Genomic DNA, 21195 nt, shown 5'->3' on the forward strand with positions numbered 1-21195 from the left:
AGAACCAATTCATTATTGGTGGATTTCTACTCCATCCTTACGCTGAGGCCCAAACCTCTTAGTTCGTGCAACAATACGTTCAGTGACTCAGGAATACCCGGTTGTGGCATTGGTTCACCTTTAACGATCGATTCGTATGCTTTAGCCCTACCCATCACATCATCTGACTTAACGGTAAGGATTTCCTGCAGAATATGAGAAGCGCCAAATGCTTCAAGCGCCCAAACTTCCATCTCACCAAAACGCTGACCTCCAAACTGTGCTTTACCACCCAATGGCTGCTGAGTAATAAGTGAGTAGGGTCCGATAGAACGCGCATGCATTTTGTCTTCCACCATGTGCCCCAGTTTCATCATGTAAATAACACCAACTGTAGCCGGCTGGTCAAATGGTTCACCTGTTTCACCATCGATGAGCCTGGTTTCACCAAATTTTGGCACACCTGCTTTATCAGTGTATTCTGTAATCTCTTCTATTGATGCACCATCAAAAATTGGCGTAGCAAACTTAATTCCCAATTCTTTTCCGGCCCAGCCTAAAACAGTCTCATAAATCTGTCCAAGGTTCATCCTTGAAGGCACACCCAGCGGATTCAATACAATATCAACAGGTGTCCCGTCGGCAAGGAACGGCATATCTTCTTGTCGAACTACACGGGATACAATACCTTTGTTTCCGTGTCGACCAGCCATTTTATCACCGATCTGAAGTTTACGTTTTTTTGCAATATATATTTTTGCCAACTGAATAATCCCGGCAGGCAATTCGTCTCCAATTGTGACATTGTATCTTTCACGGCGCGAAACGGCTTCAGCTTCCTTATACTTCATTATGAAGTTGTTGATCACCCTGAAGATCAGATCATTTTTATCTTTATCTGTTGTCCATTTTGATGGATTAATATTCAAATAATCGAGCTCCTGTAACTGTTTCAGCGTGAATTTTACTCCTTTGGAAATAATTTCAGTTCCATAATAGTCTTTAACTCCCTGAGAAGTTTTACCTGCTGTAAGAGTAAAAAGCTTATCTTCCAGTTTTACACGTAGAGCGGCAATATCGCGCTCAAACTTCTCATCAATCTGATCCAACAACGCTTTGGTAGCTTTCCCTTTTTTATCTTTGGTAACCCGAGAGAACAGTTTCTTATCGATTACAACACCCGACAATGAAGGAGAAGCTTTTAGCGATGCGTCTTTTACATCTCCCGCTTTATCACCAAAAATTGCTCGTAATAGCTTTTCTTCCGGAGACGGATCAGACTCTCCTTTTGGCGTAATTTTACCTATCAGAATATCTCCGGGTTTTACATTGGCCCCAATCCGAATCAAACCATTTTCATCCAAATTCCGTGTTGCTTCTTCACTAACATTCGGAATATCCGATGTAAATTCTTCAACGCCTCGTTTGGTGTCGCGAACTTCAAGACTGTATTCATCAACATGCACAGATGTAAATACATCTTCACGAACCATCTTTTCTGAAATCACAATTGCATCTTCGTAGTTGTACCCCTGCCATGGCATAAACGCCACCATAAGGTTTCTCCCCAATGCAAGTTCGCCTTTTTCTGTTGCGTAACCCTCTGTAAGGATTTCGCCCTGCCTGATACGTTGTCCTTTTTCTACAATTGGTTTCAGGTCAACCGTAGTTCCCTGGTTTGTTTTTGTATATTTATCCAAGGTATATGTAACTACTTCCGGATCAAAACTTACAAAACGATCGTCATCAGTAACGTCGTAACGGACAATGATCTGATTGGCATCTACGTATTCAATAACACCGTCAAATTCAGCTTTAACCAAAATCATAGAATCGGCTGCAGCTCTTCCTTCAAGTCCGGTACCTACAATAGGTGCTTCCGGACGTAATAAAGGTACTGCCTGACGCATCATGTTCGATCCCATCAAAGCACGGTTGGCATCGTCATGTTCAAGAAACGAAATCAGAGAAGCTGCTACAGACGCGATCTGGTTTGGACCAACGTCCATCAATTTTACATCTTCTCTATCTACGACAGGATAGTCGCCATCAAGTCTTGATTTAACTTTCTGATTAATAAAATACCCGTTTTCATCAATAGGAGCATTTGCCTGTGCAATAATCTGTGATTCTTCTTCCTCAGCAGTCAGATAAACCACGCCATCGTCGCTTAGGTCAACTCTGCTTTCTTCTACCTTACGGTATGGAGTAGAGATAAAACCAAGATCATTAATTTTGGCAAATACACACAACGAAGAAATCAAACCGATATTTGGTCCTTCCGGTGTTTCAATCGGACAAAGTCGCCCGTAGTGAGTGTAGTGTACGTCACGAACCTCGAAGCCTGCTCTTTCGCGGGACAAACCACCAGGCCCAAGTGCCGACATACGGCGTTTGTTCGTCATCTCAGCAAGTGGATTGGTTTGATCCATAAACTGCGACAACGCGTTGGTTCCAAAAAATGAATTAATAACGGATGATAAGGTTTTTGAATTAATCAAATCGATAGGTGTGAAAACCTCATTATCCCTGACATTCATTCTTTCACGAATGGTACGAGCCATACGTGCCAAACCAACTCCAAACTGGTTATACATTTGTTCGCCCACAGTTCTAACCCTACGGTTACTTAAGTGGTCGATGTCGTCAACGTCTGTTTTTGAGTTTACCAACTGAATAAGATGCTTGATAATTTCAATGATATCTTCTTTAGTCAGAACTCTGTTCTCGGAATCAACGTTTAGTCCTAATTTTTTATTAATCCTGTAACGTCCAACTTCCCCGAGATCATATCTTTTATCTGAGAAGAAAAGTTTGTCGATAACATCACGTGCAGTTGCTTCATCCGGTGGTTCGGCATTACGCAACTGACGATAGATATGAAGGACTGCTTCTTTTTCCGAGTTACATGGGTCTTTCTGGAGTGTGTTGTAAATGATAGCAAAATCCTGTTGATTCTGATCATCTTTATGCAACAGAATTGTTTTGACTCCAGATTCCAAGATTTCTTCGATGTGATCATCTTCGATAATTGTTTCACGATCGATAATAACTTCGTTACGCTCGATAGAAACAACTTCGCCTGTATCTTCATCAACAAAATCTTCAATCCACGACTTTAATACACGGGCAGCTAATCTTCTACCAACAACTTTTTTCAGTCCTGTTTTCGAAACCTTTACTTCATCGGCTAAGTCGAATATTTCAAGAACATCCTTATCACTTTCATAACCGATGGCACGCAATAATGTGGTAACAGGAAGTTTTTTCTTCCTGTCGATGTAAGCAAACATAACACTGTTAATGTCGGTTGCAAACTCAATCCACGAACCTTTAAAAGGTATAATACGTGCTGAATAAAGTTTTGTACCGTTGGCATGTAAACTTTGACCAAAGAACACACCGGGAGACCTGTGTAACAGCGAAACGATAACCCTTTCAGCACCATTTATAATAAAGGTACCTCTGTCGGTCATGTATGGCACAGTTCCGAGGTATACGTCCTGAACAACAGTATCAAAGTCCTCGTGTTCCGGATCGGTACAATACAACTTCAATTTTGCCTTTAAAGGCACACTAAAAGTTAAGCCGCGCTCAACACACTCTGCAATTGTGTACCTTGGCGGATCTACCTGATAATCCAGAAATTCCAACACAAAATTATTCCGTGTATCAGTGATGGGAAAATTTTCCTCGAAAACACGAAACAGGCCTTCCGACTTTCTGTTATCAGGAGTGGTTCTTAACTGAAAAAAATCCTTAAATGATTTAACTTGTACTTCTAAGAAGTGAGGATAATCAAACCTCGTTTGTGTTGAGGAGAAATTTATCCTCTCGTTTTTTGTATATACTGACATGTATTTATACAGGTTAATAATTATATAAAATATAAATACACAAAAAGGTTTAGAATCCTACGCTGGTAAGATTCTAAACCAGATAACCCTTTTAAAAAGGTCTTAATGCGATTATTTAACTTCAACTTCTGCTCCAGCTTCTTCTAATTGACTTTTCAAAGCTTCTGCTTCGTCTTTAGAGATCTTTTCTTTGATAGCTTTTGGAGCTTCATCTACTACTGCTTTAGCTTCTTTCAAACCTAATCCAGTAAGTTCTTTAACGAGCTTAACTACAGCCAGTTTAGACTGTCCGGCTGCTTTTAAAATAACATCAAATTCAGTTTGTTCTGCAGCAGCTTCACCTTCGCCGCCACCAGCTGCCGGACCTGCTACTGCAACTGCTGCAGCCGCTGGTTCGATACCATACTCATCTTTGAGAATTCCAGCTAATTCGTTAACCTCTTTAACAGTCAAGTTTACTAACTCTTCTGCAAGCTGTTTTAAATCTGCCATTTTATTACTTTTATTAAATTATTTCAAAAAAATTATTCTTTCTCTTTCAGTGTATCAAGAACACCGTGTATAATAGTACCACCCGACTGCAACTGTCCAAGAACAGTTTTCATTGGTGATTGTAACAGAGCAACAACATCAGCAATAAGCTCGTTTTTAGATTTAACTGCAATAAGTGCTTCCAATTGATCTGCTCCCATGTAAATTGATTCTTCAACATAAGCAGCCTTTAACACCGGCTTTTTATGCTTTTTACTAAAGTCTTTGATCAATTTGGCTGGCACGTTTGCATTTTCAGAAAACATTACTGTTGTATTGCCCTTAAGTGCATCGTAAATTTCTTCGGCGTTCTTAGCTGAACTTTCCAAAGCTTTACGTAGTAGTGTATTCTTAACAACAACCAGTTTTACTTCTTGTTTAAAACATTGTCTCCTTAAATCGCTGGTATTCTCAGCATTTAAACCACTAATGTCGGTCAGATAAAAATGGCTGTAAGAATCAATTTGTTCTTGTAAATTATTAATAATAACTTGTTTTTCTGAACTCTTCATTTTTACTCCTTTTTATTCTGCAATCGACTTGGGTTCTATTTGAATACCAGGGCTCATGGTACTGGAGAGATAAATACTTTTTACATAAGTACCTTTTGCGGCAACCGGTTTCAATTTCATGATGGTATTCATAAATTCAACGGCATTGTCCTTAATTTTATCTGCAGTAAATGAAACTTTACCAATAGTTGTATGAACAATACCAAATTTATCGACCTTGAAATCAATTTTACCTTGTTTTACTTCGCTGATTGCTTTACCAATTTCCATTGTTACGGTTCCGCTCTTTGGGTTAGGCATTAAGCCACGGGGGCCTAAAATACGTCCTAACTGTCCGACTTTTCCCATAACAGGAGGCATGGTAATGATAACATCAACATCAGTCCAACCGCCTTTAATCTTATCTACGTATTCATCTAATCCTACGAAATCAGCTCCGGCTTCTTTAGCTTCGTCCTCTTTATCAGGAGTTACCAAAGCCAGAACGCGAACTTCTTTTCCAGTTCCATGGGGTAAAGAAACTACGCCTCTAACCATCTGGTTAGCTTTCCTTGGATCAACTCCGAGTCTTACATCAATATCAACAGAGGCATCAAATTTTGTAAAGGTAATTTCCTTTACCAATTCCGACGCTTCTTCAATTGTGTAAGCTTTTCCTTTTTCGAGTTTCTCCTGAGAAGCTTTTTTATTTTTCGTAATTCTGCCCATCGTAAAAGATTTATTTAGTTATTGAATGGTGAAGCACCTTTTACAGTGATTCCCATACTTCTGGCAGTACCAGCAACCATTCTCATAGCTGATTCCACAGTAAAGCAATTCAGATCAACCATTTTGCCTTCGGCAATTTGTTTTACCTGCTCCCAGGAAACAGATCCCACTTTACTTACGTGTGGTTCTGCCGATCCTTTTTTAAGCTTTGCTGCTTCGAGCAATTGAACTGCCACCGGAGGTTGTTTAATAATGAAGTCGAACGACTTGTCTGCATAAACAGTTATGATAACAGGAAGCACTTTACCTGCCTGATCCTGTGTTCTACCGTTAAACTGTTTGCAGAACTGCATTATGTTTACCCCTTTGGCACCCAATGCTGGCCCCACCGGTGGTGAAGGGTTAGCCGCACCACCTTTAATCTGTAATTTAATTAATCCAGCAATTTCTTTCGCCATAACAAAAAATTAAAGCGTTACTATTCCTTTTCCACTTGCATAAAGCTAAGCTCCAAAGGAGTTTTACGTCCAAAAATCTTCACCATTACCTGCAGCTTCTTTTTCTCTTCATTGATTTCTTCAATGGTTCCATTGAAGCCGTTAAATGGTCCGTCGATTACTTTTACAGTTTCTCCTACCACGTAAGGAATATTCAATTCCTCTCCGGTTTCAGCAAGTTCATCTACTCTTCCCAGAATTCGGTTCACCTCATTTTGCCGCATCGGAACCGGATCTCCACCTTTGGTGTCGCCAAGAAACCCGATAACATTTGGAAAATTCCTTAGTGTGTGTGCAACTTCACCCACTAACGCAGCTTCGATTAAAACATATCCAGGGAAAAAGTTTCTTTCCTTACTGATCTTTTTACCATTCCGGATTTGATAAACCTTTTCCGTTGGTATCAAAACCTGATCTACAAAACCCTTCAGATCTCCATTTGCGATTTCGTTTTCGATATATTCTTTTACCTTCTTCTCTTTACCGCCTATAGCACGAAGAACATACCATTTTTTACTATTTTCGCTCATTTTTTTCTAAGGATTTTTGATTAATAAAATAATCCATAAATAAAATCCATTATGTTTCTGAATGACAGATCCATAACGAAAATTACGAGTGATATAATTAAGGAAGCAACCATTACAACCAATGCGCTACTTTGTAGCTCTTTCCAAGTAGGCCATGTTACTTTATGTACCAATTCATCGTAGGCCTCTTGTAAATATACTTTTAGTTTCATTCTTCAGATCCTTTTTTGTACGGAAGGTAAGAATCGAACTTACTGTTTACAACCACTCCCCAACTGAGTATCAACCGTAAAGTAGTCCCGGGTCAAAACCCCGGGACTACTTCTGAATATGTATGTAATGTATTATTCAATAATTTCAGTTACCTGACCAGCACCAACTGTACGTCCACCTTCGCGGATAGCGAAACGTAAACCTACGTTAAGAGCTACCGGGTAAATCAATTCAACCTCAATTGATACGTTATCACCAGGCATAACCATTTCACGACCTTCTTCCAAGTGAATTTCTCCGGTTACATCAAGTGTACGCAAATAGAATTGAGGACGATATTTATTGTGGAACGGAGTGTGGCGTCCACCTTCTTCTTTTTTCAATACATAAACCTCAGCTTTAAATCTAGTATGAGGTGTGATTGAACCAGGTTTTGCCAATATCTGTCCACGTTTAATTTCCTTTTTGTCAACACCGCGAAGCAACAAACCAACGTTGTCACCAGCCTGACCATCATCTAAAATTTTACGGAACATTTCAACTCCCGTACATACAGTTTTACGACCTTCAGCACCCAAACCAATCAACTGCAATTCATCACCTGTATGAATAACACCGGTTTCAATACGACCAGTAGCAACAGTACCACGACCAGTAATAGAAAATACATCTTCAACTGGCATCAGGAATGGTTTGTCAATATCACGTGGAGGAAGCGGAATCCAGGTATCAACTGCATCCATTAATTCCATAATTTTATCTTCCCATTCTGCCTCACCGTTCATTGCACCCAATGCAGAACCTTGAATAACCGGAGTATTATCACCGTCGAATTCATAAAAATCCAACAATTCACGAATTTCCATTTCAACCAGTTCCAAAAGTTCTTCATCATCAACCATATCCACTTTGTTCATGAATACGACCAATTTAGGAACGTTTACCTGACGAGCCAAAAGGATGTGCTCACGAGTCTGAGGCATAGGACCATCAGTAGCAGCTACAACAATGATAGCACCGTCCATCTGAGCGGCACCAGTTACCATGTTCTTTACATAGTCGGCGTGTCCCGGACAGTCAACGTGTGCATAGTGACGAGTTGCTGTTTGATACTCAACGTGAGCAGTGTTAATAGTAATACCCCTTTCCTTTTCCTCAGGAGCATTATCGATTGAATCGAATGATTTAATTTCAGAAAGACCTTTCTTTGCCAAAACCATTGTAATGGCGGCGGTCAGGGTAGTTTTTCCATGGTCAACGTGGCCGATTGTACCAATATTGACATGTTCTTTGTCCCTATTAAAATGTTCTTTAGCCATAACTGCAATTTTTAATTATTTTTCTAAATCAATTGAGCCGAAGACGAGAATTGAACTCGTGACCTCATCCTTACCAAGGATGCGCTCTACCCCTGAGCTACTCCGGCATTAATACATAAAGAGACGGGAGTTAAAAATATTTTTTATAACTCCAATCTCCTAAATATGAGCGGGAGACGGGATTCAAACCCGCGACCCTTAGCTTGGAAGGCTAATGCTCTATCAGCTGAGCTACTCCCGCAATCATTATTTTGCAAAAATGCCGTGCAAAATTACATAATTTCTCGAAACTACAAACAAATCAAAATAATTTACCAAAAATAAAATCAATTTTTTGCTGTCCTTTCAAAAATGAGCCGATTTTAAAAAATCGTAAAACTCCCATCTACAAAAGCAAACTACTTTAATTTCAGCAGTTTCTGGAACGCTCCCAAAAGGGTTTGCAAATGTAAAAATATTATTTTAAAAAACTAAAAATAAAAACAGCAATTTTTCAAATTATTTGTTTTTGAGTTTTTCCTTATATTTTGTCAACTGTTTACGTATAGCATCCACTACTAAATCGGTAGCTTCTTCAAAGCTATCTGCCTGTTTTTTCGCAAATAAATATCCGTTGGAAGGGATCGAAAGTTTTAACTCAGAAATTTTATTATTAGAAACTTCAGGTTTTAACACTTTGAGTGTAACCTCAGCACTAATGATTCCATCAAAAAAAGTATCCAACTTGCTCACCTTTTTATTAATAAAATCCACCAACTTTTTATCTGGTGAAAGATGCACTGAATTAATTTTTACTTCCATAATAAAACGTTTTTAACCCCTTGGATGGGCTTGTTTATAAATATCGTGCAGCTTTTCGAAGGTTGTATGCGTGTAAACCTGTGTAGCTGCCAAATTCGCATGTCCTAACAATTCTTTTACAGCGTTCAAATCCGCGCCTTTATTTAACAAATGAGTAGCATATGTATGTCGCAATACATGCGGACTTTTTTTCTCTAACGAAGTAACTTTCTCGAGGTTACTTTTAACCACCCTGTAAATCAATTTTTCGTAAACCGGCTTCCCCCTCTCTGTTACCAATAAACGTTCCGGCGAGAATCCAATTGTTCTATTTCTAATTTCTGCGTACTGGAAAAAAAGGTTGTTTATGCTCCGTGGGTAAGGTATTATTCTCTCTTTCTGCCTTTTTCCCAAAACTTTAATTAAATATCCCCTGGTGTCAAAGTCAGAATCTTTAAGATGAAGAAGTTCAGCTAACCTAATTCCTGTGCCATATAACAAAGTTATTATCAGCTTATCCCTTACGCCTCTGAAATCGTCAGTAAAAAATCCGTCATCCAAAAGATGATGCAGGTTTTTTTCCTCCAAAAAATTGGGTAATTTTTTCCTAATCTTGGGAAGTGGCAAATTAACAGCCGGATTTGCAACCACTACCTGTTCCTTCATTAAATACTTAAAGAAAATTTTCACAGAAGTAACTTTCCTGCTTACAGAACGAGGGGCTGTATTGTTTTCCATTAACGAAACAATCCAACTACGCACCAGTTTCGAATCGACCCTATTAACATCAAATTCCCCGACCATTCCTGTGCAAAACAACACAAACTGATCGAGGTCATTTTTATATGCAGTAACAGTATGAGGAGAATATCTCTTCTCATACTTCAAATAGTTAATAAACGATTCCTGATAGTTCATTAATCTCCTTCACAATTAACCAGGAACCACTAAATAATTAGTCTTCCTGACGCTGTAACCCTTGCACGTAGATAGCCTTTTTCAACTCTTCCCTTCTCTTTACTGAAGGTTTTGTATACTTCTGACGATCGCGTAACTCTTTGATTACACCCGTTTTTTCAAACTTTCTTTTGAACCTTTTTAAAGCTCTTTCAATATTTTCGCCTTCTTTTACCGGAATAATTATCATATCCTTTTCGGTTTACATTTTTTAAAAATCGAGGCGCAAATTTAGAAATTATTCACTGTTTATCAAATTTAAAGGAAAAAAATAATAATTCCTATGTAATAAATTTGATTTAAATCTTTTTAACGACAGCTTAAATAGGGACTTACCTTTATAAATGTTACAGAATCAACAAGATTCATCGTAAACAAATCCTCAACTGATTCAAGCGCCCCATTCGTTGTTCTGTAATTAATAATAGTTTGAACCTGCTTTTTGTTCAAGTATGGGTGCCTCAACAAATCAGAAAAATCGGCGAAGTTTAACCGAATTTGATTAATTGCGGAACTGTCCACGGAAATATTGTTAGTCAAAGCTTCATAGGTTTCTTCAGGAAAATTGTAAACCTCAAGCAACTGCTCTTTTCTGTAAAAACCACCCAATAAATTGCGGTACTTCACTATACGAGAGGCAAACACCGGTCCAATTCCACTCAATTTGACTAATTCGGTTGAATCGGTACTGTTTAGTTCAACAACTAATACAGGATATGAATGTGAAGAACTTGTCGCTTCGTTTTCTTCAACCAAATTCGAATTTTCGGTTTCTTGTTTACTCTTTTTATTTGGGACATACTTTTTTGCTACCTGTTCTGTTTTTGGAACAATAATATAATCTTTAATAACAGAATAGATGCTGTCGTTCATTCCATAAATTTTTCTAAAATCAGAAACCCGTCTAATTTTTCCTCCTGCATTTCTGTAGTTAACAAAATTCCTTTTTACGTATACCGGCAATAAAAGTGAGTCAAGTAATTTTTCAGAAATCGTATTTGGATTAAATTGAAAAAGCGATAATGTTTCTTCTGTATCTGTTTGACCGTTTTCCCATTCTTCCAGCGCCTTCTCAAAATCCGCAATATCAGTATTGTTTTGCTTTGGGAAATGGTCAACAATTACATTCACAATGATACCTGTAAAAATCAGTATGCATAACACAATTATTCCGCTTCGATCTTTTTTGGAGAAATCAAAATAAGGTTTAAGCCATTTGTTTGAGAATTTACTCATTTTACAATAAGCATAGGTTTCGAAAAATAGTAATTATTCTTCTAAATACCTATTCAGAATACGGGAAACAATTATTTAAACCAATGGAAAAAAGGACAAATTTAAAATCTCAACAAACCTACTTTATTCAGCATAACAATTGCAATGGCAATCGGAGCTATAAATTTTACCAGGAATAAAAATGCTGATAAAAATATTCCAGACAAGCTCCCACCTTTGGCAACCTCTTCTTTCACTTTCTTTCTTCCCAAAAACCAACCAACAAACAATGCAATAAACAATCCGCCTATTGGCAAAAGAAGATTTGCAGATATCCAGTCCATTAAATCAAATATATTTAAACCCAAAAAAGTGTATGGAGAAAGGACACCCATTGACAGGGAACAAAGAATACCAAGTATTGAGATAAGTATTGTAGCTAAAACTGTTGAAGCTTTCCTTCCCATATTAAATTCTTCTTTAAAGTAGGCTACAACAACTTCGAGAATTGAAATGGCTGAGGTAAGGGCAGCCACAGAAAGAAGGACAAAAAACAAAATTGAAAAAATATATCCGCCCGGCATTTGGTGAAACACGTTGGGTAGTGTAACAAAGATTAGTCCTGGTCCTTCACTTGGCTCAATTCCAAAAGCAAAAACGGCAGGAAAAATGGCAACCCCAGCCAGAATAGCAATTACAGTATCGGCAACCGTAACATTTATAACCGTATTCACCAGGTTATTATCATTTTTAATATAAGAACCATAAGTAATTAACGTTCCCATACCAAGACTTAATGTAAAAAAAGCATGCCCCAATGCACTTAAAATACCGTCTCCTGTCAGTTTTGAAAAATCGGGTTTAAACAAAAATAAAAGTCCAGCTTTCGCTCCCTCGAGAGATACTGCTTTTATGCATAAGAAGATTAATATTACAACAAGAACTGGCATTAATATTTTGGTGTATTTTTCAATACCTTTTTTAATCCCGATAATCACAATTGCTCCTGTTAACAACATAAAGAAAAGCTGCAATAATACCGGTTTTATCGGAGATCCAATTAAGGTAGCAAAAAGTGAAGATATTTCGTCGGGCGTTTTATTAGAGAATCCGTTTTCCAGTGACAAGACAATATATTGGACACTCCAACCTGCTACGACACCGTAAAATGACAAAATCAGAAATGCAGCGCTCACACCCAAAATCCCAATGTAGCGCCAGGGTGTTCCCGGAGCTAAAACTTTAAACGCACCAAAGGCATTTCTTCTGGACCCACGACCGATAATTAACTCAGAGAGCATTACCGGCAGCCCTATGGCAACAATAAAAGCCAAATAAACAAACAAGAATGCAGCGCCTCCATAAATACCGGCTATGTATGGAAATTTCCAGATATTCCCCAATCCAACGGCAGAACCAGCAGCAGCCGCAATTACACCAAACTTAGAACCAAATGAATCGCGTAATTGTAACTGTTTATTATTTTCCGACATAACCTAGCTATTAAAATGAAATAAAAAGACGGACTATTTTCATAATCCAAAATTTAAAGTCCCAAAAATGCAAAAAATTTTATTTCTGAAACAATGTAACGCTTATTGTTTTTAAAAAGATCATCAAAATGGATAACCAATAGCAAATGAAAGATTAAAATCGTCGGCTTTGTACGATCTGTTGCCAATGATCCAACCATCAGTAAAACTATCAGAAGGTTGCCGTAATTTCATACCCAAATCCAGTCGGAAAATAAAATAGTTAAAATCGAATCGTAAACCGGTTCCTGTTCCGAAAGCAAGTTGTTTATAAAATTTATCAAACTCAAAAAGGGCACCTTCCCTGTTATCCTTTTTGTTTATGGCCCAAATATTACCTGCATCCAAAAACAAAGCCCCTTCTATAAAACTAATCAATTTAAAACGGTACTCAAGGTTAGCTTCCAGCTTGATATCCGAAGACTGATTCGGATAAGTTCCCTCCTGCGCTTTATATGTTCCCGGTCCAAGTGAACGCACCTGCCATGCCCTGATTCCATTTGCACCGCCGGTAAAATATTTCTTCTCAAAGGGCAAAACATCAAAATTCCCGTAGGGAACGCCTGCCCCTAAAAAGGCTCTTGCAACCAAAGTATTATATTTGTCAATTGTATAGCCGTACCGAAACTCAACATCAGACTTGACATACTGAGCAAAACGTGTACTAAAAATCCGATAATATTTGCTTGTCCCTAACCCCAAAGTATCCACCACCTGTACTTTGGGCTGATTGGTTAAAGATGATGCAAGGCTTAAAAGGTTCCCGGCAGATTCAACATTTAATTTCAAATAACTATACCCCTTACTTAAATTTAAACCCTGAGTATTATAAGTAAAAGAATAGTTGGATGCAAAAATGAGATGGTCCGTAAAACTACTTTTGATATACAAATCCTCTATGTTTGCAATAAATTCTGGATCGAACTGATATAAATTGACCATATTAAAATCGAGCAGGTTCAAGGTTTGCCTGAATGTTTCAGATCTCATCCATTCGTAGCCAAACTTAACATTCGCTATTGTTCTTGTGTATTCCGGCCTTCGCTGAAAATTATATCCCAAAGTAAAAACAGTTTTTGGCATAAAATTTTTAAAAGATCCGATAATATTCCCCGGACCTAAAAGTCTGGGAATTGTTATATTGGATTCAACTCCAACTTCACGTGTATTAAAATATTCCGACTCTCTGTTTGCAAGCCTTTCCATTGCACCTCGTAATTTTATATTCAACACTTCGGCCCCGTGGAACAAGTTACGGTGCTGATAATTTATATTACCTGCAATCCCCATGTTTCCAGAAGTATTTGTGCCTTCAATATCAAAAGATGTAGATTGTTTACTTAAAGGAGCTAAACGAATAAAACAATCAAGCAGATTGGTATCTTTTTCCATTTGAGGCTCTTGAAACTGAATATCAATAAAGCGAAATTGCCGAAGACGATTAAATGAATTGAAAGTGTTTTCAACATCTGAAATACTATAGCGATCTCCTTTTTTCATTTGTAAGGATCGCTCAAACAACAACGTTTTGTATTTTATTTGATTATTTCGAAAAACAGTGAAGTTATCCGTCCAAAGTGTATCAGTAAATGAATTTAACTGCTGGACATCATTCAAAGGTGCGGTACCCGGCAATACTGAAATATAAAAATTATTTAAAAAATAGGGAGTGAAAACTTTTGCTAAATCATCGGTGCTATTGCGGTTATCGCCAACATATAAATCGAGCACAATCTCCTTTTCAAACCTACTGCTGTCGGCAAGGTAACTAACATCTTCTTTGGCAAAATAATAATATCCATTATTTCTAAACAAGTCAACGATTGAAGACCTCTGCTTATCAAGCATATAATAATCAAAAGCAGTACCTGGTTTTATGTGTGTCATAGAGCTATCATTCATAAAAAGCCTGCGCAATTCAATATTGCTAAAATGATAATTGATATCCCGGATTCGGTAGATTTCTCCTGTTTCAAGCGAGTAAGTTACGTTGGCCTTTTGTTTTTTATCATTGTATTCGACGTTCTTGTCTACACTTGCATGAAAATATCCTCTGTTATTTAAATATTGTTTTAATTGTCCTTCTGACTGAATAGCCAACGCCTCATTATAAATCTGTGGCGGCTCCCCAATACGTTTTAGCCATCCATCACTTTTTTCTTTTGAAGAGAGATTATAAAGCCATAGATGAAATTTTGCAAATCCAAGAATCTTATAATTTTCCTTTTGCCTGACATAAGCTTTTGCTTCATCCTTGTTTATTTCGGCATTATCAACCTCTACTTCAACTTTATTTAACAAGTAACTATCTTCGGGAACGAACTTAACCGGTGAACATGCCAATAAAAAAATACCTGCAATCACTGCTATTGCAAGTCGATATCCCAGTTTTTTAAGATTCTCGCGTCTGTTCATCCAATTGTTTTATTTCCCAAAAATAATGAAGTGTTTTATTAAGAAACAGTAACTTTACTACTAATATTTCAACACAATACAATTTTTTAAATGATTAGTAAAAATAAGATTAAACTTATTCATTCACTTTCACAAAAAAAATACCGAAAAAAAGAGAACTTATTTCTGGTTGAAGGCGATAAAAATGTTTTGGATGTTCTCCAATCAAAAATAAATATTATACATCTATTTGCAACACAATCGTTTATTACCAGCAATAAAATTAATTCAAATCACGCTCAAGAAATAACAGAAGCAGACACTGCGGAAATTAAAAAAGCCAGTCTTCAAAAAAATCCGCAAAATTGTATTGCCTTATGTAAAATTCCACCCCAAAACAACCTGCCGCAAAAACTGGAAAATAATTTATCGCTCTTTCTTGATGGAATTCAGGATCCGGGCAATTTAGGTACAATCCTCAGAATAAGCGACTGGTTTGGTATTGAATACATTTTTTGCTCGCCCGATACAGCAGATATTTTTAACCCAAAAGTTGTTCAGTCAAGTATGGGATCAATCTGCAGAACGAAAGTTATTTACAGCACGTTTGAAAAAATATTCAATTTGGCGAAAAGTTCAAATGTAAAAATTACAGGTACTTTTTTGGAGGGAGAAAACATTTACGCCGAAACGCTCCCTGAAAGAACACTTCTAATTATGGGCAATGAAGGAAATGGGATAAGAAAAGAAAATGAATATGGAGTTGATAAAAAAATTATGATTCCTCATTTTGCAATCAATAATAATAAAGCAGAATCGTTAAATGTGGCAGTAGCTACCGGAATAATTTGTAGTGAATTCAGACGTCAGCAGTTGGCCGGAGTGTTATTCGAAATGAAATGAAAGAGTAAAGATATTTGACCGCAGTGATTTTATTGATTGCGAATAATACTGACGTTGAGTATCTGCCGGAGGCGGACCAAGTTGGTTGTTTAGCCCCAGGCTAACTTTTGCTTCTATGGAAAACCGGAAGAAAGTAAAATAATGATCCCATCCTACCCCCATTTCGGCGTATAAACCGCCACTTTTCAAGCTTACCAGATCTTCCTCCGCTGTTCTTGAAATATCCTGCCGGTAGGCACCGCCAAAAATCACATAAGGCCTATCGTTATTTATTCTGCGGGCTTTATATTTTATAAGCAAAGGAAAATCGAGATAGGTTGATTTGACGGAGTAGTAGGTCATCGGCTGATCATTATAAATATCCCACACGTCGATATTGTACGCCAACTTTCTCTCGCCAAAAGATAAGCCCGGCAGAAACCTGAGATTAAAATCGCGGCCTAACCGTAAGCTGGAAACAATTCCAACAGTAAAACCGGGAACAACTTCAGCAACATCGGAGCGAACCTGGCTGGTATAGGTTATCTGTTGATTATCGAGCTGCCAGTTTTTCGGTTCAAAACCGGGATTATCGCCAATCGGACTATAATTCACAACGGCAAAGTCAAGTGTATTAACTCCAAGTGTAAAGCCAAAATGAACCAACTTATCGTCAAAAGTAGTTAGAAAATTTACTTTTTGCTGTTGCGAGAAACCGAAACAAGCAAACAGGATAAATAATATGAAAATGATAAATTTCTTCACTGACTTAATTAACTACTTTTTCTTTTGAAAAGAACAACGAAATGCACAATTTATTGTATCCCTTTGTTAATTCTTTACCTTAAACGATTGATAAATTGTTGCGATCCCAAAAGTTTGCGGAAAAGCTTTTGCATCATTAAAACCAACCTTATTTAATATCATCAGAAAATTATCGCCATCGGGAAATTCATTTACCGATTCCGGCAAATATGTATATGCCCGGTTATCTTTCGAAACAATTTTCCCCAACGCCGGTAAAATCTTAGTGAAATAAAAATAATAAATCTCTTTAAATGGTGACTTGCGCGGTTTTGAAAATTCCAATACAACAAACGCACCGCCTGGTTTCAGCACCCTGCTTATTTCTCGTAAACCCTTTTCAAGGTTTTCAAAGTTGCGAACACCAAAACCTACTAATGCAGCATCAAAAGTATTATCCGAAAAGGGAAGATTTTCAGAGTCGGCTTTAATAAATTCAATACGTTGAGTAAGATTTTTTTTTTGAATCTTTTTTCTGCCAACCTCCAACATTCCTTCAGAAATGTCGATACCGGTAACCTTTGAATTTTTAATTTTGGTGGCTTCTACTGCAAAGTCACCAGTTCCGGTTGCAATATCAATAATCCTATTCGGGTTGGATGAACGAAGCCTGTTAACCGCCTTCTTCCGCCAAATTTTATCGATATTTGCTGACAGCAGATGATTTAGAAGATCATACTTTGGAGAGATATTATCAAACATCTCCTCAACCTGCACCTTTTTCCCCTGATCTGAATCTTTATAAGGAAGAGCTGCCATTAAACACCAGTGGTCATTTTATCAATAAATCCAAGAGAAATGTCGTCTACTCTGATTTCACCTTTTGTTACATGGCCAAGAGTAAAAAACGGAATTTTAAATTCTGTTAAAACGTCTACAAAATCGTCTTCTTTCTCAGAATCCACATCCACTAAAATTCTCCCCATCGACTCTCCAAAAAGAAAAGAATCCAGTCTGATTTCTGCGTCTGAAGTTATGTCAAACCCCAGTCCGTTAGGTATTGCAGAGCGAAGCAAAGTAAAGAAAAGTCCGCCTTTACCAATCGGACTTGCACTTTGTATCAAATCCTTTTCATGTAATTTTCTAAGCGCATTCTGAATCTTTAACTCATCATCTATATTAAAAGCGGGAAGCGGAGAATTTACTATTCCGTGATAAAATTCAAGATATTCAGATGAGCCGACATCATCTACCGAACGGCCAATCATAAAAATATTGTTGCCTTTTTTATCAAATTTATGCGACGTTATTTGCTCACGTTTTTCAATTGCCCCCATCATACTAACAATAATTGTTGGGGGAACCGGGCCGTGTTCCGAAAAATGATCAAACCTTATTTTCCTATCCGAAATTTTAAGGTTGAACTTTTGAGCTGCATTCTCCAACCCCTTTTTGGCCCCCGATGCTATAAACTGCCCATTCGGATCAGCAAAATCGATATGATACAAAAATGCGCTTATTGCAATTGGAGTTGCACCAAAACATAACATTTTACGTGCCGCCCTGGAAACCAAAATTTCTGTTGCAATTTGTGGGTCATACTCCAAGTGATGATGAAACGCATGTGTACTCATAGCCATACAAGTTCCCGAAGCATCAATATCAAACAACCCTGTTTCGTCAGTATCACTATCTCCAATCGAATCGGGAGAGATATTCATCTCACTAAAATCATTAAAATAATTTATCGAAGACAAATTTGGATTAACCATTAAGGAAAAAATAACATCCTCAATTTTTTCTGGTTCGGGAATGGAATCAATAGTAAATTCCTTTTCTTTTTCAACAATCTCATTCATACAGCTCAGTTATTACATAATTCAGCAAAACAAAGGTAATTAAGTACACGATTTTTCCATAAAAATAGAGGTTTTTTTTAATTTCGGGGATAATTAGAATATAGGAGGAATATGAAAAGAACAGCATTAATAACAGGAGCAACAGCTGGAATCGGAGAAGAAACAGCGAGACTTTTGTCAAAAAACGACTTTAATCTAATCCTTACCGGCCGCCGGGAGGAAAGACTAAAAAAGCTGGCAGATGAAATAACACGCGACTCAGAATGTAAAGTTCATATACTGGTTTTTGATATAAGAAGTAGGGAGAAAACGATGGAAGCCGTTAAAAGTTTACCTCAAGAATGGATGAACATTGACGTGCTTTTAAATAATGCCGGGTTGGCAGCCGGACTGAATACTATCCAGGAAGGAGTAGTTGACGATTGGGAACAAATGATCGACACAAACATCAAGGGATTGCTATATATTACCAGACTTATTGCACCAAAAATGGTTGAAAGAAATTCCGGGCATATTGTAAATATCTCCTCAATCGCCGGAAAAGAAACCTACCCAATGGGAAATGTATACTGCGCAACCAAACATGCTGTGCAATCGCTTACACAGGGAATGAGACTTGATATGCTAAAACACGGCATAAAAGTGAGTTCTGTTTCCCCTGGCGCTGTTGAAACTGAATTTTCGCTTGTCCGGTTTAAAGGAGACAAGGAAAAAGCAGATAAGGTTTATGAAGGGTTTACGCCACTTTTTGCAAAGGATATTGCTGAAACCATACTTTTTATTCTCACCCGTCCGGCGCATGTGAATATAGATGATATTCTCGTTATGCCAACAGCACAGGCATTCAGCCGTGAATTTTACAGAAAATAAACACGTAAATTGTGCTACCTTTGTATTCCAGAAAAATAAAAAATGTCAGAAGCTATCGTCATAACTCCGGTAAAAGATTCGCTGGAAACAACAAAAAGAACCATTGAGGCCATTTCAAAAGCAAAAGGAAATTTCGAATATTTTGTTTTTAATGATTTTAGTAAACCCGAAACAAAATCGTACCTGGAAAAAATAAAAACCAAACTAGGTTTTGAACTAATTCATCTGGAAGATGTCACGTCTACTCCATCTCCTAACTACAAACTGGTGCTTCAAATGGCACAGAAAAAGGCTTTGGAAACTAATAGTCCTCTAATTATCGTTGAATCAGACGTTGTAATTCAAAAAAACACTTTAGAAGACTTAATAAAACTCTCCGGGAAACACGAAAAAACTGGCCTTTTCGGAGCCATAACCGTTGACCAATCAGGAAATTATAATTTTCCCTACACCTTTGAAAAAAGGAAAAGTAATAATATAGTTGACACTTCGCACAGTTTGAGTTTCTGTTGTACACTCATTTCGACACCTCTGCTCAAAAGATTCGATTTTCAAAATCTTTCTCAAAATAAAGACTGGTTTGATGTCTTTATAAGCCGACAATCAAAAAAACTTGGTTTTAAAAACTACCTGGCCAAAGGATTGGAGGTTTTACACCTTCCCCATTCAAGCCGTCCATGGAAGAATCTTAAATACACAAACCCGGTTTTATATTATCTTAAAAAAGTTATTAACAAACGCGACCGAATATAGATGCCAAGGACTGTATTATATAACCGACTAAAAATTGGCGGGCATGTTATCTTTTGGCTGGCCAGCATTGCATTAATGCTTTCGTTCTTCTACTTTAATGAGAAACGTGTTCATTTTGACCTTGTAACCCTGGTAAAAGCTCTAATAACCAATATTGGATTTGCAGTTGCGGTTTATGTCAATTTATATTTCCTAATTCCCAGATTTTTAAAGGAGAAGAATTATATCTTCTATATTTTCTGGCTCATTATTCTTCTCACCCTTTCGAGCCTAATAATCCAATTTTTACTCCTGTTTCCTTTAAGAAAAGCTTTAAACTTTAAAGAGCGCTTTACGTCGTTCGACGTAAATCTGCACTCGGCTTACTTTTTCGCGTCCATGATTTATGTGGCGGTTACTTCCTTTTTAAAATTTATAAAAGAGTGGTTTTCACTCCAGGATTTAAACTTTAAACTGGCAAAAATTGAGCAGCAAAAACTGGAAGCTGAATTAAAAACATTAAAAGGACAGCTGAATCCACATTTTCTCTTCAATTCTCTAAATAATATTTATTCGTTGGCATTGATTAAATCAGATAAAGTACCCGATTTAATTTTGCAACTATCAGATCTAATGCGACATATAATTTATGAATCGAAAGAAAAATATATACCTCTGGAAAAAGAATTAGAATTTGTAAATAATTTTATCACTCTTCAAAAAATCAGGGTTCCTGAAAATGTTTTAATAAAGTATAAAATAGAAGGGAAAGTACCATCATCAAAAATTGCACCTTTACTATTTGAACCATTTATTGACAATGCTTTTAAACATGGATTGCCAGGAAATGAGGGAGAGGACTTTATTGAAATTAAATTTAATTTTGAGAAAGAAAGCATTTTAGATTTTTTTATTTCCAATAATTTTGAAGAAAGGGAAAACTGGGACCGAAAGAATTCCGGAATCGGCATCAGCAATGTAAAACAAAGACTAAAATTGTTATATCATCAAAACGACTACTCATTAACAACAAATAAAGAAAATCAGATATTCTCGGTATACCTTCAACTAAAACTTAAATAAT

Annotated in this window: 21 protein-coding genes and 2 tRNA genes; 4 read left to right on the plus strand and 19 right to left on the minus strand. The window is 37.2% G+C overall.

Features of this window, described 5'->3' with window-relative positions:
- Nucleotides 1-26 precede the first annotated feature (26 nt).
- The 16 genes from rpoB to tamL all read right to left on the minus strand — a co-directional run bounded on the left by rpoB (nucleotide 27) and on the right by tamL (nucleotide 15045).
- The gene (rpoB, locus tag GM418_RS05260; RefSeq protein ID WP_158863868.1) at nucleotides 27-3836 is read right to left on the minus strand and encodes a DNA-directed RNA polymerase subunit beta; all 3810 of its coding nucleotides are present in this window, start codon (nucleotides 3834-3836) and stop codon (nucleotides 27-29) included.
- A 111-nt stretch (nucleotides 3837-3947) separates the two neighbouring features.
- Nucleotides 3948-4328, minus strand: coding sequence for a 50S ribosomal protein L7/L12 (gene rplL, locus GM418_RS05265; protein WP_158863870.1), 381 nt, complete (start codon nucleotides 4326-4328; stop codon nucleotides 3948-3950).
- Between the two features lie 32 nt (nucleotides 4329-4360).
- The gene (gene rplJ / locus GM418_RS05270) at nucleotides 4361-4879 is read right to left on the minus strand and encodes a 50S ribosomal protein L10 (RefSeq protein WP_158863872.1); all 519 of its coding nucleotides are present in this window, start codon (nucleotides 4877-4879) and stop codon (nucleotides 4361-4363) included.
- Nucleotides 4880-4891: 12 nt separating this feature from the next.
- A complete protein-coding gene (gene rplA, locus GM418_RS05275) occupies nucleotides 4892-5587 on the minus strand; it encodes a 50S ribosomal protein L1 (RefSeq protein ID WP_158863874.1) in 696 nt (231 codons plus the stop codon).
- 14 nt (nucleotides 5588-5601) lie between these two features.
- Nucleotides 5602-6045 carry a 50S ribosomal protein L11 gene (gene rplK / locus GM418_RS05280; RefSeq protein ID WP_158863876.1) on the minus strand — a complete coding sequence of 148 codons (444 nt, stop codon included), beginning with the start codon at nucleotides 6043-6045 and terminating at the stop codon, nucleotides 5602-5604.
- Nucleotides 6046-6065: 20 nt separating this feature from the next.
- Entirely contained in the window at nucleotides 6066-6614 is a 549-nt protein-coding gene (gene nusG / locus GM418_RS05285) for a transcription termination/antitermination protein NusG (protein WP_158863878.1), read from the minus strand.
- A 20-nt stretch (nucleotides 6615-6634) separates the two neighbouring features.
- Complete coding sequence (gene secE, locus GM418_RS05290) at nucleotides 6635-6826, minus strand: preprotein translocase subunit SecE (RefSeq protein ID WP_158863880.1); 192 nt, start codon at nucleotides 6824-6826, stop codon at nucleotides 6635-6637.
- A 132-nt stretch (nucleotides 6827-6958) separates the two neighbouring features.
- Nucleotides 6959-8146: an elongation factor Tu gene (gene tuf / locus GM418_RS05295; protein WP_158863882.1), complete on the minus strand. Its 1188-nt coding sequence runs from the start codon at nucleotides 8144-8146 to the stop codon at nucleotides 6959-6961.
- 35 nt (nucleotides 8147-8181) lie between these two features.
- Nucleotides 8182-8253, minus strand: a tRNA-Thr gene (locus GM418_RS05300).
- Between the two features lie 61 nt (nucleotides 8254-8314).
- A tRNA-Gly gene (locus GM418_RS05305) sits at nucleotides 8315-8387 on the minus strand.
- A 257-nt stretch (nucleotides 8388-8644) separates the two neighbouring features.
- Complete coding sequence (gene hpf / locus GM418_RS05310) at nucleotides 8645-8947, minus strand: ribosome hibernation-promoting factor, HPF/YfiA family (RefSeq protein WP_158863884.1); 303 nt, start codon at nucleotides 8945-8947, stop codon at nucleotides 8645-8647.
- Nucleotides 8948-8959: 12 nt separating this feature from the next.
- Complete coding sequence (locus GM418_RS05315) at nucleotides 8960-9844, minus strand: tyrosine-type recombinase/integrase (protein WP_158863886.1); 885 nt, start codon at nucleotides 9842-9844, stop codon at nucleotides 8960-8962.
- Between the two features lie 37 nt (nucleotides 9845-9881).
- Nucleotides 9882-10073 carry a 30S ribosomal protein S21 gene (rpsU, locus tag GM418_RS05320; RefSeq protein ID WP_158863888.1) on the minus strand — a complete coding sequence of 64 codons (192 nt, stop codon included), beginning with the start codon at nucleotides 10071-10073 and terminating at the stop codon, nucleotides 9882-9884.
- A gap of 119 nt (nucleotides 10074-10192) precedes the next feature.
- Entirely contained in the window at nucleotides 10193-11119 is a 927-nt protein-coding gene (locus GM418_RS05325; RefSeq protein WP_158863890.1) for a ComEA family DNA-binding protein, read from the minus strand.
- Nucleotides 11120-11220: 101 nt separating this feature from the next.
- Nucleotides 11221-12591, minus strand: coding sequence for a sodium-dependent transporter (locus GM418_RS05330; RefSeq protein ID WP_158863892.1), 1371 nt, complete (start codon nucleotides 12589-12591; stop codon nucleotides 11221-11223).
- 123 nt (nucleotides 12592-12714) lie between these two features.
- Entirely contained in the window at nucleotides 12715-15045 is a 2331-nt protein-coding gene (gene tamL / locus GM418_RS05335) for a translocation and assembly module lipoprotein TamL (protein ID WP_158863894.1), read from the minus strand.
- A gap of 90 nt (nucleotides 15046-15135) precedes the next feature.
- Between tamL and GM418_RS05340 the strand changes: the two genes are divergently transcribed.
- A complete protein-coding gene (locus tag GM418_RS05340; RefSeq protein WP_158863896.1) occupies nucleotides 15136-15927 on the plus strand; it encodes a TrmH family RNA methyltransferase in 792 nt (263 codons plus the stop codon).
- On the opposite strand, the gene porT is transcribed toward GM418_RS05340, so the two are convergent.
- The 3 genes from porT to GM418_RS05355 all read right to left on the minus strand — a co-directional run bounded on the left by porT (nucleotide 15910) and on the right by GM418_RS05355 (nucleotide 18509).
- A complete protein-coding gene (gene porT / locus GM418_RS05345) occupies nucleotides 15910-16671 on the minus strand; it encodes a type IX secretion/gliding motility protein PorT/SprT (RefSeq protein ID WP_158863898.1) in 762 nt (253 codons plus the stop codon). The two genes, GM418_RS05340 and porT, sit on opposite strands and share 18 nt — an antisense overlap.
- A 66-nt stretch (nucleotides 16672-16737) precedes the next feature.
- The gene (ubiE, locus tag GM418_RS05350) at nucleotides 16738-17469 is read right to left on the minus strand and encodes a bifunctional demethylmenaquinone methyltransferase/2-methoxy-6-polyprenyl-1,4-benzoquinol methylase UbiE (protein ID WP_158863900.1); all 732 of its coding nucleotides are present in this window, start codon (nucleotides 17467-17469) and stop codon (nucleotides 16738-16740) included.
- Entirely contained in the window at nucleotides 17469-18509 is a 1041-nt protein-coding gene (locus GM418_RS05355; protein ID WP_158863902.1) for an AIR synthase-related protein, read from the minus strand. The genes ubiE and GM418_RS05355 overlap by 1 nt, the downstream gene beginning before the upstream one ends.
- A gap of 111 nt (nucleotides 18510-18620) precedes the next feature.
- Here GM418_RS05355 and GM418_RS05360 point away from each other — a divergent pair, with 111 nt between their 5' ends.
- The 3 genes from GM418_RS05360 to GM418_RS05370 are packed head-to-tail and all read left to right on the plus strand — an operon-like array spanning nucleotide 18621 to nucleotide 21194.
- On the plus strand, nucleotides 18621-19379 hold the full coding sequence (locus GM418_RS05360; protein WP_158863904.1) for an SDR family oxidoreductase: 759 nt from the start codon (nucleotides 18621-18623) through the stop codon (nucleotides 19377-19379).
- A gap of 42 nt (nucleotides 19380-19421) precedes the next feature.
- Entirely contained in the window at nucleotides 19422-20132 is a 711-nt protein-coding gene (locus tag GM418_RS05365; protein ID WP_158863906.1) for a glycosyltransferase, read from the plus strand.
- Entirely contained in the window at nucleotides 20133-21194 is a 1062-nt protein-coding gene (locus GM418_RS05370; protein WP_158863908.1) for a sensor histidine kinase, read from the plus strand. It begins immediately after the preceding gene.
- Nucleotide 21195 lies beyond the last annotated feature (1 nt).

The organism is Maribellus comscasis, assembly GCF_009762775.1.
Classification (GTDB): domain Bacteria; phylum Bacteroidota; class Bacteroidia; order Bacteroidales; family Prolixibacteraceae; genus Draconibacterium; species Draconibacterium comscasis.

Bases quoted from the DNA above. Each gene is read 5' to 3' on its own strand.
- GM418_RS05355 (WP_158863902.1), bottom strand. From the start codon at position 18,509: ATGAATGAGATTGTTGAAAAAGAAAAGGAATTTACTATTGATTCCATT.
- GM418_RS05365 (WP_158863906.1), top strand. From the start codon at position 19,422: ATGTCAGAAGCTATCGTCATAACTCCGGTAAAAGATTCGCTGGAAACA.
- tuf (WP_158863882.1), bottom strand. From the start codon at position 8,146: ATGGCTAAAGAACATTTTAATAGGGACAAAGAACATGTCAATATTGGT.
- rplJ (WP_158863872.1), bottom strand. From the start codon at position 4,879: ATGAAGAGTTCAGAAAAACAAGTTATTATTAATAATTTACAAGAACAA.
- rplK (WP_158863876.1), bottom strand. From the start codon at position 6,045: ATGGCGAAAGAAATTGCTGGATTAATTAAATTACAGATTAAAGGTGGT.
- tamL (WP_158863894.1), bottom strand. From the start codon at position 15,045: ATGAACAGACGCGAGAATCTTAAAAAACTGGGATATCGACTTGCAATA.
- rpoB (WP_158863868.1), bottom strand. From the start codon at position 3,836: ATGTCAGTATATACAAAAAACGAGAGGATAAATTTCTCCTCAACACAA.
- GM418_RS05370 (WP_158863908.1), top strand. From the start codon at position 20,133: ATGCCAAGGACTGTATTATATAACCGACTAAAAATTGGCGGGCATGTT.
- GM418_RS05315 (WP_158863886.1), bottom strand. From the start codon at position 9,844: ATGAACTATCAGGAATCGTTTATTAACTATTTGAAGTATGAGAAGAGA.
- GM418_RS05330 (WP_158863892.1), bottom strand. From the start codon at position 12,591: ATGTCGGAAAATAATAAACAGTTACAATTACGCGATTCATTTGGTTCT.
- GM418_RS05325 (WP_158863890.1), bottom strand. From the start codon at position 11,119: ATGAGTAAATTCTCAAACAAATGGCTTAAACCTTATTTTGATTTCTCC.
- rplA (WP_158863874.1), bottom strand. From the start codon at position 5,587: ATGGGCAGAATTACGAAAAATAAAAAAGCTTCTCAGGAGAAACTCGAA.
- ubiE (WP_158863900.1), bottom strand. From the start codon at position 17,469: ATGGCAGCTCTTCCTTATAAAGATTCAGATCAGGGGAAAAAGGTGCAG.
- GM418_RS05340 (WP_158863896.1), top strand. From the start codon at position 15,136: ATGATTAGTAAAAATAAGATTAAACTTATTCATTCACTTTCACAAAAA.
- secE (WP_158863880.1), bottom strand. From the start codon at position 6,826: ATGAAACTAAAAGTATATTTACAAGAGGCCTACGATGAATTGGTACAT.
- rpsU (WP_158863888.1), bottom strand. From the start codon at position 10,073: ATGATAATTATTCCGGTAAAAGAAGGCGAAAATATTGAAAGAGCTTTA.
- hpf (WP_158863884.1), bottom strand. From the start codon at position 8,947: ATGGAAGTAAAAATTAATTCAGTGCATCTTTCACCAGATAAAAAGTTG.
- GM418_RS05360 (WP_158863904.1), top strand. From the start codon at position 18,621: ATGAAAAGAACAGCATTAATAACAGGAGCAACAGCTGGAATCGGAGAA.
- rplL (WP_158863870.1), bottom strand. From the start codon at position 4,328: ATGGCAGATTTAAAACAGCTTGCAGAAGAGTTAGTAAACTTGACTGTT.
- nusG (WP_158863878.1), bottom strand. From the start codon at position 6,614: ATGAGCGAAAATAGTAAAAAATGGTATGTTCTTCGTGCTATAGGCGGT.